At 46.6% G+C, this 12528-nt stretch carries 7 protein-coding genes; 3 read left to right on the forward strand and 4 right to left on the reverse strand.

The genetic code is table 11. The annotated features are described in order from the left end of the window. Window positions 1-155 precede the first annotated feature (155 nt). From RJ47_RS19535 to hemL, 4 genes are all read right to left on the reverse strand, one after another. Entirely contained in the window at window positions 156-3542 is a 3387-nt protein-coding gene (locus tag RJ47_RS19535; protein ID WP_039486340.1) for a response regulator, read from the reverse strand. Between the two features lie 234 nt (window positions 3543-3776). Continuing rightward, window positions 3777-4799, reverse strand: a complete 1023-nt coding sequence (rsmC, locus tag RJ47_RS19540; RefSeq protein ID WP_039486342.1) for a 16S rRNA (guanine(1207)-N(2))-methyltransferase RsmC — start codon at window positions 4797-4799, stop codon at window positions 3777-3779. A gap of 71 nt (window positions 4800-4870) precedes the next feature. Further along, window positions 4871-5962, reverse strand: a complete 1092-nt coding sequence (locus tag RJ47_RS19545; RefSeq protein WP_039486344.1) for an AI-2E family transporter — start codon at window positions 5960-5962, stop codon at window positions 4871-4873. A gap of 259 nt (window positions 5963-6221) precedes the next feature. Continuing rightward, window positions 6222-7514 (reverse strand): glutamate-1-semialdehyde 2,1-aminomutase, encoded by a 1293-nt coding sequence (gene hemL / locus RJ47_RS19550; protein WP_005474311.1) that lies wholly within the window; start codon window positions 7512-7514, stop codon window positions 6222-6224. 260 nt (window positions 7515-7774) lie between these two features. Between hemL and erpA the strand changes: the two genes are divergently transcribed. The 3 genes from erpA to RJ47_RS19565 all read left to right on the forward strand — a co-directional run bounded on the left by erpA (window position 7775) and on the right by RJ47_RS19565 (window position 12504). Further along, complete coding sequence (erpA, locus tag RJ47_RS19555; RefSeq protein WP_038137912.1) at window positions 7775-8116, forward strand: iron-sulfur cluster insertion protein ErpA; 342 nt, start codon at window positions 7775-7777, stop codon at window positions 8114-8116. A gap of 175 nt (window positions 8117-8291) precedes the next feature. Further along, the gene (locus tag RJ47_RS19560; RefSeq protein WP_039486346.1) at window positions 8292-9374 is read left to right on the forward strand and encodes an efflux RND transporter periplasmic adaptor subunit; all 1083 of its coding nucleotides are present in this window, start codon (window positions 8292-8294) and stop codon (window positions 9372-9374) included. 13 nt (window positions 9375-9387) lie between these two features. Beyond that, a complete protein-coding gene (locus RJ47_RS19565; RefSeq protein WP_039486348.1) occupies window positions 9388-12504 on the forward strand; it encodes an efflux RND transporter permease subunit in 3117 nt (1038 codons plus the stop codon). Window positions 12505-12528: the final 24 nt, after the last annotated feature.

The raw sequence follows: 12528 nt of genomic DNA on the forward strand, positions 1-12528 counted from the left end.
TTTTATAGGAAACATAAAATAATCAGCATCAAAATCGCAGAGAACCTGGCTTGTTTTACGGGGCGTAAAAAGAGATTTTTGTGTGTAGGGGTAACGGCTACTAGCAACAAAAAAGCCTGCTAAGTGCAGGCTTTAATCTTATGTGTATCGCTAGGCTAACTTGTCAGTAAGTGTTGTAGCTTATTGCGCAGCCCTTCAATATGAGCGCGTTGTGGGCTTTGTTCGTTACAGTGCTCCAGAATGTAATCTAGAGAGCTCAATACCGTTCTCCAACGAGGGGTTTTAGGTAGGGTTTCGATACGCAAGTATTTATCAAGCGTTCGGGTTTGAAGTGTGCTCCGGTCAAGATAAACGCGCCACAAACCGCTCTTCTCTGCAAAGGCAAATTTGGTTTCTCCTGTAACGCTTTCCCAGTACTCCAACGCGTTAGTCATTGCATCGACCAATATTTCACGCATCACCTCTTGTTTGGGTTTGCTGTCTGAAGAAACCTTATCCGCGAGACGAGTGAACTCGCCACCGAGCTCTTTGAGCTCTTGCAGCTTGGCTTTATCACCATCGAAAGCATAGCTTGATAGGGCTTCAATCGCCGTTTCAAGGTTATTGATTCGACTGGCATTGATGCTTCCACCGACATTGAATATATAAATGGAGCGCAGTCCAGAGCCTTCTGGTAGCTTGAGAATGTCTGTAGAAAGGTGCTGTCTAACATCTTCAACATACACGTCTATCGTTCCGCAGTAGTGATCCTGAGTGATATTGAGGAATTTCGGTGCGATAAGCTCTTCGGCCGATGAACGCTTAAGTTGCTCCGTTGAGCGCTTGAATAGCTTTGAAGCTGCCTCGTTGGCAAAACGTATTTTGTTGTCCTCACGAACACAAATAATGGCTTCAGGCGCGGTTTCAAGCTGTTCAAGAAGTCGCCCTTGCGTTTCAAGCAGACTCGCTTCGACTAAAGCACGCTGCTTGAGTTCTAGTTGTAACTGTTGGTTTTCAATCCTGCGCTGTTCGGCTTTACTCGCGGTTAGGTGCGCGCGAATACGAGCGGCTAGCTCCTGTTTATTGAACGGCTTAGACAAATAGTCGTTCGCGCCCGCCTCGAAGCCACGAAGACGGTCGTCGGCCTGATTTAGCGCGGTTAGCATAATGACAGGCAGCTGCGCGTGATCGTAATCTTGGCGGAGTTTCTCACACACTTGATAGCCACTCATGCCTGGCATCATAATATCGAGTAATACCAGCTCCGGCTTCTCTGCTTCCAGTTTTTCGAAGGCTTCTAAACCATCTTTGGCTGTCTGAACACGGTAACCTTCTAATCTGAGGAAACTATCCAAGACCCGTAAATTGACAGGTTCATCGTCCACAACCAGCAACAGCGGCCCATCAGGGTTCACAGGCACGTTGGTCACCTCGGCAAGTTCAATGTCTGCGCTTTCTGGTGCTTGGAAATGTGGGCTGTCGAATTGACTCGCTGAAGCAATTTGTTCTTCTGTTGCTATCGGCAGCGTAAAGCTAAACGTGGTTCCAACCATAGGTTGACTGCTGACATACAAAGAGCCTTTCATTAGCTCAATGAGTTGTCGGCTAATCGATAGTCCTAGGCCAGCTCCTTGTCGGTAGCGACTGGCATCGTTGCCTGCTTGAATCAGCGGCTCAAAGATGTGGTCGAGCTGGTCTGCAGGAATACCCTGGCCAGTATCGACGACTTGAACGCGAATGTTGTTGTCAACCACAGTCGCGGAAATAACAATTTTCCCTTCTGAAGTGTATTTGATCGCATTGCCAATCAGGTTGTACAGGACTTGCTCAAGACGCTGAGGGTCCGCACTCACCCAAACCGGTTCTTCTGGCACTTGATTGATAATGCGCAGTGGCTTGTTGCCAAGCAGATGAGAAGAGAGCTCAAGTACCAAGCGGGTTGAGCCAGATAAATCGACCGCGCTGGTTTCGATATCTAAGTTGCCATAACGCATTTTATGATAGTCGAGTAAGTCATCGACGAGGGTCGCCAAGCGTTGACCGCTGCTGATGATGATATCGAGCTGGTACTTGTGATCGGCGGTAATGGGGCCATTCGCGCCTGAAATGAGTGCTTCAGCGATCCCCACCATACCGTGCAGTGGTGTACGCAACTCATGAGAGGTCGTCGCGAGAAACTCATCTTTCAGTTTGTTGGCTAACTGCAACTCATCATTCTGTTTTTGGATAAGCTGTAAGTTGCTCTCTAGCTCTTCATTTTGCTGTTTGATCAATTGAATTTTTTCACGAATGGAACGCTGCATCCGTTCAAAGCTTACAGCCAAACGTCCAATTTCATCTTTTCTTTCCATGTTGATCATGTCTGCATCCATATCTCCAGCTGAGACTTTTTCTGCAGCCCACGTCAATTTTAGCAATGGGGAAGTAATAAAGTTGGATAGGTAGTGAGACGCCATGACCACGAGTACAATCGCAATCAGCATGGCGGCAACAAACAGTTTTTCGAGTTGGTGAACGCGCGCGAAGGCGACACTTTCTGGTACTTCAACAACCAACGCCCAATCAATGCCTTTTAGCGATACTGGGCTGTATGCAGCGATGGTTTCTTCTCCGGCAGTGTTGGTATAAGTCCCGACGTTGGTCAAACCGTTCAGCGCGAGAGTGACAACTTCGTTACTTAATTCGATATCTTCTTTTTGATAAGCCAATGTTCGTGACTGGTAATCAGGTCCCACCAATAACGTCTTCATTGAGGCAATATTGTTGGTGTCTGAAATCAGTTTGGTGATGCCATTGTTAGGCAAGCGGAACATCGCGTAGCTGTGCAAATATCCTTGCTGAATAATCGGTGCTCCCAGCCAAGCCACCGACTTTCCTTGTTCTTGAGTGAAGTCGGAAATCAATACTGGGGTGAAGTCTTCATTCGCTTTGCGTTTTTCTGTAACCAAATCGCGCAATTTCTTAAATGATTGACCTAAATTGGCGTCCTTATAGCGCCCAGTAAGTAGGTTAGTACCGAAATTGTCATATTTGAAGATTGAATAGGTGACATTACCATCTCTATCGACCAACAGAATATCGTCAAAATCGGAGCGCTTCAAAAGCTCTAGATACGCCCAGTGGTAGCGTTTGTGCAGTAGGCGATAACGCTCTGTACCGTTGAAAATGTTCGATTGAGGCAGGATAGACGTTTTGATTTGATCGCCAGATCCTTGAATGTAACGCTTTTGTGCATATTCGCGCGCACTTTCAATATCTAGCCCCAAGCTTTGGAAGGCATTGACTAAGCCGTAAAAACGTCCGCCACTGGCATACGCAAGCTCGGAGCGGACAAAACCCATCACCTCGGATTCTTTAGCATACAGGTAATCCACCACTTGTTGCTGCTTGCTATCGCGCACAGAGACAAGGTGCGACGTGCTCTGCTCTTGTAGATCGGTGGTGTGAGATTGTAAGAAAAAGATAGCTGTAATAGTCAGCGGCGTAATGCTTAGCGCAAGAAACGCGAACATGAGCGTATTCTGAAGACGCTTGAATCTTTGTTTGCGATACAACTTAAACATGATGAAAATAGACTTTCCGTGGCAATGCGGCTCTCAAGCAGAGAAGGGTCTAGGTGTGAAGGGACCATGCTGCCTGAAGAGCAAAGTGAAAAACGTTGATTCCTAATCTGACAAAATTAACGAGTTTTTTTACTTTGACAAGTAAGTCGCATTTAAAGCGTGGAGAAAGGCGCAAATTTATCGGTAATTATTTATAAAAGCCCCAGTTATGGTCGAGTAACTGGGGCTTAGAGACTATTTTTTAGCGTGGTAAATGGTGAACTTGTTGGTCTTATTTAGCGTCTCGCAATTACCATACGCTTGTTCAATAATGGGCGGGTATTTCAAGAAACTGTTGGCAACGATAAAGAGCTCACCTTGTTTCGTTTGTTGTTTAGGCGCTGTGGCGAGTAAGGTTTCGGTTGCACTGTAGCTAGTGTCCAGACCTGCATGAAAGGGCGGATTACTAACGATAAACTGATAGTCATCACTGGTGTCAGAATACACGTCCGAGGCAAACACCTTACCTGATAGTTGGTTTGCCGCTAAGGTCGCTTTACTCGACTCAACTGCGAGCGCGCTGATGTCACACATTTCGAGCTCGATCTCTGGGTTAAGTGTCGCCATTACTGATCCAATCACACCGGCGCCACAACCGAAATCTAGCACTTTTCCTGTCAATGCTGGCAAAGTATCCAAGAGCAACTGACTGCCCACATCAAACTGGCCATGACTGAATACACCAGGTAGGCTTTTTATGGTTAAGTTGTGCGCTTTGTAGCTGACTTGGTAGCTCTTGAACCAGTCAGACATCACAAAGGGTTTTACCTGTTCAGTGCATTTTCCCCAATAGAATGAGCATCGACGTGCGGAGTCAAACTTGGTAATTGGCCCATAAGGCTTAAACATCTTTTCAATGCTTTTTATGCCAGAGCGGTTTTCTCCGACTACGACGATTTCTGTCTCAGTGCCAAGTTTAGCCATCAGCATTGCGAGTAGGTAATCTGCTTCTGCTTTTGCTTTTGGCCAATAAAGCAGCACCATGTCGGCTTGAGTCTCTTGAGTAAACTCTGCACCAAATACACGAGTAATATGATCGTATGGTTCGAGCTGGCGATAGTAACCATAGTTGGTGGTGAACACACTCACGGATTCACAATGTTTGGCCAGTTCGACAGGAAACAGATCTTCGGCTTCGCCAGCGACAAGCACGTGCTTTCCTGCAAAGTAAGCAAGTTGGCGCTCTGCGATTTGACTCGGTGCGATATAAGCAGACATAGAGGGACTCTACCAAGAATTAAAGACGGGGGATTTTCGCATAATCCCCCGTTGATACCAACTGGTAGCGGTTAGTTTTGATCTTGTCGGTCGAGGAAGTCTTTGAACTCTTCCTCGTAGATATTGAACAAAACCATGGTGACAGCGAAGATCAAAGGGCCATAGATAAGGCCGATTAAGCCAAATAAATGTAAGCCGCCCAACAGTGAGAAGAAGATCATTAGGGTGCTCATGCCAGCGTTACCGCTGCCCTGCATCAGTAGCGGGCGAAGTAGATTATCGATTGAGCCAACGATGGCAATGCTCCAAATGGCAAGGAAGATGGCCCAAGTGCTATCACCGGTTAAATAGAGGTAGACAGTTGCAGGGATCCAAATTAGAGCGGTCCCGACCACAGGGATGAAAGACGCAAAGCCCATCATAGTGCCCCAGAACAGTCCTGGGAAACCGGCTAGCCACATCCCAACTCCCCCCGCAATACCCTGCGCGATAGCGGTTAAAAATGAGCCCATCACAGCAGACTTTGATACTTGCTCTACTTCATCAAGCAGCTTGTCTTCTTGGCTTCGAGAGAGTGGCAAGATATGACGAATGGCGCTGATGATCTTATCGTGATCGCGGAGCAAGAAGAAAAGAACGAACAACATCAGGAAAAAATCCATTAAGAAGTTGGTTGCATCACCCAAAATCTTTGCACTGATACCGACGAGATTACTGCCGAATGTCGTGGCGAATTGGCCAACTTTTTGGGCAATTTCTTGTGGTTCAACGGTATCAAATGGCAAGTAGGTGTTAACCAACGATAGACCTTTCACCACCCAAGGGTGTTCAAAGAGGGTTTGGATCCCACCATGCGTAACCCATTGGTACACATTTTGCGAAAAAGCCGAGCCTTGTTGCACGATTGCGGCAAACACAAACAAAAGTGGCACAACAATAATGAAGGTTAAAACCACACATGAGAGTAAGGACGAGATATTAGGATGGTTTGGTAGCTTCTTTTCGATCCACTCATGAATAGGAAACATGAGTAGAGAGATAATGAATGCCATAACGATAGAGTTGATATACGGTTCGACCAATAGAAAACAGGCAAAACCAGCAGCCAAAAGAGCGGTAATGAGGACCCAATGGCTGGAGGTGATTTTCACTTTATCTGACACGATTTTGTCCAAAGGTTTGACGTTGTATCAGTATAATGGCTTTAAAACAGGCAGTTATCAACGAAGAATCAAATGAGTATCAGAGGTGAGTCAAACTATGGGGTGCTGTAATAATGATAAAGGTTGTGAAAAGCAGCAAAAAGCGAGGCGCATGATTCCTTGGTTTCGCATCGTTTTACTCGGCTTAATTGTGTTGGTTGTTATTCATTGGCAATAAAAAAGGCTGCAAAAGGCAGCCTTCATAATTTGCTTATTGCGATTACGCTTCTTTAGCTAGGATGGCAAAACAGCGATCTGCGGCTTCCAATGTCGCTTCAATCTCTTTGCTGCCATGAGCAAGAGACGTAAAACTTGCTTCGAAAGCAGAAGGTGCCAGATAAACACCGTGGTCTAGCATCAGGTGGAAGAAGCGCTTGAAGCGTTCGATATCACACTTAGTCACGTCTTCGTAACTGGTAATGGTTTCTTGGTCGGTAAAGAAGAAACCGAACATGCCACCAACTTGGTTAACCACCAGTGGGATACCATGGTTATCGGCTAGCTCTTTAAAGCCATCAGCCAGCTGTTTTGTTTTAGAAGCAAGACGTTTTTCGTTGCCTTCTTCTTTCAAAAGGTTCAGACAAGCAAAACCAGCAGCCATAGCGACCGGGTTACCTGATAGTGTACCTGCTTGGTAAACTGGACCAGTTGGTGCAATGTACTGCATCACTTCTTTGCGACCGCCAAAGGCGCCAACAGGCATACCGCCACCAATTACTTTACCGAGTGTTGTTAGGTCTGGCTTGATGTTGTAGTAACCTTGAGCGCCACCTAGTGCAACGCGAAAGCCCGTCATGACTTCATCAAAGATCAGTAGAGCACCTTCTTCATCACAGATTTGACGTAAGCCTTCATGGAAACCTTCTACAGGAGGGATACAGTTCATGTTGCCAGCAACCGGTTCAACGATGATACATGCGATCTCGCCTTTGTTAGCCGCAAATAGCTCACGCACCGAATCTAGGTCGTTGAAAGTAGCGGTAAGTGTGTGTTTAGCAAAATCTGCAGGTACACCCGGAGAGCTTGGTTGACCTAGTGTTAGGGCTCCAGACCCCGCTTTTACTAGCAAGCTGTCGGCATGGCCGTGGTAACAGCCTTCGAATTTCATGATTTTGTCACGACCAGTGAAGCCACGAGCAAGACGAATCGCACTCATGGTCGCTTCTGTACCAGAGCTCACCATGCGGATTTGCTCCATTGACGGTACTAGCTCAGACACAAGCTCAGCCATCGCAATTTCCATTTCAGTCGGTGCGCCAAAGCTAAGGCCACGCTGAGCGGCATCAATCACGGCTTCACGGATGACCGCATGGTTATGACCGAGAATCATTGGTCCCCAAGAACCAACGTAGTCGATATACGCTTTACCATCAGCATCAAAAATAAGAGGGCCATCTGCGCGCTCGACAAAAATTGGAGCGCCGCCAACGCCGTTAAAAGCACGCACTGGAGAGTTGACACCGCCAGGAATGGTTTGCTGTGCTTTCTCGAATAAGTCTGCTGATTTGGTCATGGGATATCCTCTTTTGATTGCTCGGACCAATTTGGCTCGCATTGTACCTGTCGATTCCCGTTCAATAAAACGCTTTGCAGCACATTCTGAGTACTTTGGCACCAAATAGCAGGTAATTTGGCTAAAAAAACGCTTCCCATGTGGCGAATACTTGAACGCTTCACTCAGGTATTAGATAATCCCGATATTAATACTAAAGATGATGTTCCAGATAGTGGCAGAAGATGCGCTCTGGAAATTCACCACTGAGAGAGGTCATCGTGAGCGAAGTAAACATACCACTAACATTTTCAGATGCCGCCGCTAAGCGTGTGGGGGCGTTGATTGCTGAAGAAGAAAACCCAAACTTAAAACTGCGAGTTTATATTACTGGTGGCGGTTGTAGTGGTTTTCAGTACGGTTTTACATTTGATGAGAGTGTCAATGAAGGTGACACCACGATCGTTAATAGCGGCGTTACCCTAGTGGTTGATCCGATGAGCCTGCAATACTTAGTTGGCGGTCAAGTTGATTACACCGAAGGGCTAGAGGGTTCCCGCTTCTTTGTTAATAATCCAAATGCGACAACCACTTGTGGTTGTGGCGCTTCATTCAGCGTTTAAGCTGTATTGACTAGCGTTTTCTAAAGGCTGCATCTGCAGCCTTTTTTAGTTGAGTTATTAATCCAGAAACTGAGATCTAAGCTAAATTACTGTCCAAGTGTAATTTATTTTTAACTGGTTACTTTATATCCTGGTTTGAACGCCCTGATGGCGAAAATAAAAGCAAAGGATTGTTATGGCTAGTTTCTCATTTACCCGCTTTATTGCTGCTCGTCCCTACATCGTCTCTATAATCATCGTTCTGATCCTTTCGTTTTGGCTTGGCTTAGGCGCGATAAAGGCCGAAGAATCAGGTCCAGAGAAATCATCACAAGAAGTGCCGCTTGCTAAAGTCGCTTTTCAAACCTTTAATGCTCAAAAAACGTATAAATCTATCGAATTGTATGGGCGCACCGCGCCGAATAAAGAGGCTAAGTTGGGGGCTGAAATTGCCGGTAAAATCATCCAGCTAAAAGTGGAAAAAGGGCAAAGTGTCGAACAAGGCCAAGTGATTGCATTGATAGACAAAGGCGATCTTGATATTCAACTAGAGCGCGCTAGAGCAATGCTCAAAGTGCGCGAGAAAGAGTTTAACGCAGCCAAATCTTTAAAAGATAGAGGGTTACAAGGTGAGGTTGCCTATACCAATGCTCAGGCGGCACTCGTAGAAGCCAAAGCAATGGTAAGTAATGCAAAAATTGCGTTGCGAAACACCTCAGTAACCGCTCCATTTTCCGGAATTGTCGAACATCTATTTATCGAGCGTGGTGACTTCGTTGGCGTGGGCGATCCTGTTGCATCGTTGATCGACCTGAGTCAAATCATCATTGAAGCGGATGTCAGTGAGCGACATATTCAAGATTTAACGCTTGGGCAAAGCGCTCGGGTTCGGTTTATTGCGGGTGAGAATACGGCAGGTCAAGTGCGTTACATTTCTCGAGTCTCTTCACCATCGACCAATACGTTTCCGATTGAAATTGTGCTCACTAATCCTGACCAACGTATCCCAGCAGGGATCAGTGCGGAAGTAGAACTGAATCTCAAAGAAAAGCTAGCGATTAAACTCACGCCTGCCATGTTAGCGCTGGACGATTCTGGCAATCTAGGCGTAAAAACTCTTGTTGAAGAAACCGTCCATTTTGTCCCTATCCAACTCGTGAAGGCAGAACAAGATGGGGTTTGGCTCACTGGACTTGGTGAGCAGGTGAAGATCATCACCACAGGACAAGGTTTTGTTCGCGAAGGTGATCGCGTCATTGCCGTTGAACAATCGTTGTAACTAGGAGGTCGTTATGTTTGCATTAATTGATGCGGCCTTGTCGCGCACGCGGACTATGCTGGTGTTACTCGTCTTTGTTCTGATCGCCGGCGTGTTAACTTATATCACGATTCCCAAAGAATCGAGCCCAGACATTACCATTCCGATTATCTACGTATCGGTTGGTCACCAAGGTATTTCCCCAACGGATGCTGAGAGATTACTGGTTCGCCCCATTGAACAAGAGCTAAGATCGATTGAAGGTGTCAAAGAGATGACCTCAACGGCATCTGAAGGACACGCGTCTGTGATGCTTGAGTTTAGTGTTGGTGTTGATCTTAACAAAGCGATGGCCGATGTCCGTGAGGCGGTTGATCTCGCCAAACCTAAACTGCCTGCAGATAGTGATGAACCTACCGTTAATGAAGTCACTCTTGCATCGGAAGAGCCCGCGTTAACCGTTGTTCTATACGGTACGGTCCCAGAGCGAACCATAGTTCAAATTGCACGAGAACTGCGTGATAAGCTTGAGGGCTATCGTCAAGTCTTAGAAGTGGATATCGCTGGGGATAGAGAAGATATTGTTGAGATCATTGTCGATCCATTGCTCATGGAGAGCTACGGTCTTGATCAGGCTGATATCTATAACTTAATTGCCCTTAATAACCGTGTTGTCGCAGCGGGTTTTGTGGATACCGGTTATGGACGTTTTTCTGTCAAAGTCCCATCTGTTTTCGATTCGTTAAAAGATGTTTTAGAGTTGCCCGTCAAAGTGGACGGCAAACAAGTCATTACTTTTGGCGATGTGGCCACGGTGCGCCGAGCGTTTCGAGACCCAGAGAGCTTTGCCCGTTTAGATGGTAAGTCGGCGGTAGTGCTGGATGTTAAAAAGCGGTCCGGTGAAAATATCATCGAGACGGTGGAGCTTATTAAAGCTGTTATGCAGGGCGCTCAGGAGCGAGAAGATTGGCCAAGTAACTTATTGGTTAAATACACCTGGGATCAATCTGATGACGTTAAGATGATGCTTAACGATCTGCAAAACAATATCCTGTCTGCGATCATTTTGGTTGTGATCGTCATTATCGCGATATTGGGTGTCCGCACGGCGCTTTTGGTGGGTATCTCCATTCCGGGCTCATTCTTGACGGGGCTTTTAGTGCTGTCCGTGTTTGGTTTGACGGTCAATATCATCGTGCTTTTCTCGCTGATTATGGCTGTTGGTATGCTGGTGGATGGTGCGATTGTTGTGACGGAGTTTGCCGATAGGCGAATGCAAGAAGGCACGCCAAGGCGAGAGGCATACCGAGACGCGGCGAAACGAATGGCTTGGCCGATCACCGCTTCCACTGCGACAACACTGGCGGCTTTTGCGCCCTTGCTCTTTTGGCCTGACATCACGGGCGAATTTATGAAGTATTTGCCGCTGACACTGATTGCTACATTGGCCGCATCTCTTGCGATGGCATTGTTGTTTGTCCCCGTTCTAGGCAGCTTGATTGGTAAACCGCAAAATGTCACGCGTCAACAGCGCGAAAAAATGCTCGCACTGCATGATGGCGACTACACCAAAGCGACTGGGATAACGAAACTTTACTTCCATACCCTAGATATCGCGATACGACATCCGTTCAAAATTTTGTTGAGTGCAATATTGCTCGCTATCGCGGTTGGCTTTACTTATGCAAAAGCGGGGTTAGGCGCGGAGTTTTTCCCAGAGGTAGATCCGCCATTTTTCACGGTAAAAGTGCGTTCTTATGGCGATCTCTCTATCCATGAGAAAGACGTCATCATGCGTGATATTGAGTCGGTAATGCTTGGTCACGATGAATTTGAAAGCGTCTACACTCGCACCGGAGGGGATGATCAAATTGGTCAAATACAGATCACTCCTGTGGATTGGCAATATAGACGTAAAGTCAAAACCATCATTGACGAGTTGAAGCTGACAACCGACCAATACGCAGGTGTCGAAATAGAATACAAGTTCCCAGATGCAGGTCCGCCAGTTGAACATGATCTCGTGATTGAGATGTCGACGCGCGTTCCTGGTGAGCTAGATAGTGCCGCGAAACTGGTGCGTCACTGGGCAGACTCTTATGCCGCATTTACCAATATCAGTGATAACTCGAGTAAAGCGGGGATAGATTGGCAAATAGACATTCGTCGTGATGATGCTGCTCGTTTTGCTGCGGACGCGACGTTAGTGGGCAACACGGTCCAGTTTGTCACCAATGGTTTGAAGTTAGGGGATTACTTGCCAGATGATTCAACCGAAGAGGTAGATATCTTGGTGCGTTACCCAGAAGACAAGCGTGATATTGGCCGTTTCGATCAGCTTAAAGTCAAAACAGCCGCAGGCATGGTACCCATCACCAACTTTGCCAGTATTGTGCCTGATCATAAGCAAGATACAATTCGCCGTATTGATGGTCATCGTGTGCTCAACATTTTTGCTGATATCAAAGAAGGGTATAACTTGGCACTTGAGCTGCCGAAGGTTGAGCAAGAGCTTGCCAAGTTAGATCTGCCTGATGGCGTCGAGTTTAAGATTCGAGGTCAGAATGAAGAGCAAGAAAATTCGTCGGCGTTTCTGCAAAATGCGTTCTTGGTTGCTTTAGTGGTTATGGCGCTTATTCTGATTACTCAGTTTAATAGCTTCTACCAAGCGTTTCTTATTCTCTCTGCCGTTCTGTTTTCGACAGTTGGGGTGTTTGTTGGTTTATTGGTATTCCAAAAACCGTTCGGCATTATTATGTCGGGTATCGGTGTGATTGCTCTTGCGGGGATTGTGGTTAACAACAACATCGTCTTAATTGATACCTACAACCAATTGCGTCGCCGAGGGCTAGACAAGCGAGATGCGATTTTGAGAACTGGCGTGCAGCGTTTACGCCCTGTGATGCTAACTACAGTGACGACCATTCTTGGCCTGTTACCTATGGTACTTGAGATGAATATTGACCTGGTTAACCAAAAGATAGAATTTGGTGCGCCAAGTACCCAGTGGTGGTCCCAACTCGCGACGGCTGTAGCGGGAGGCTTGGCATTTGCGACGGTATTAACCCTAGTTTTAACGCCATGTCTATTGATGTTAGGGCGTGAGCACAAGGTGGAAGATGAGGCCAATACGGTAATTGAAGCGAAATAAGCAAGATAAAAACAAAGCCCCGCG

The sequence above is a fragment of the Vibrio sinaloensis genome, from assembly GCF_000808535.1.
GTDB lineage: Bacteria > Pseudomonadota > Gammaproteobacteria > Enterobacterales > Vibrionaceae > Vibrio > Vibrio sinaloensis_D.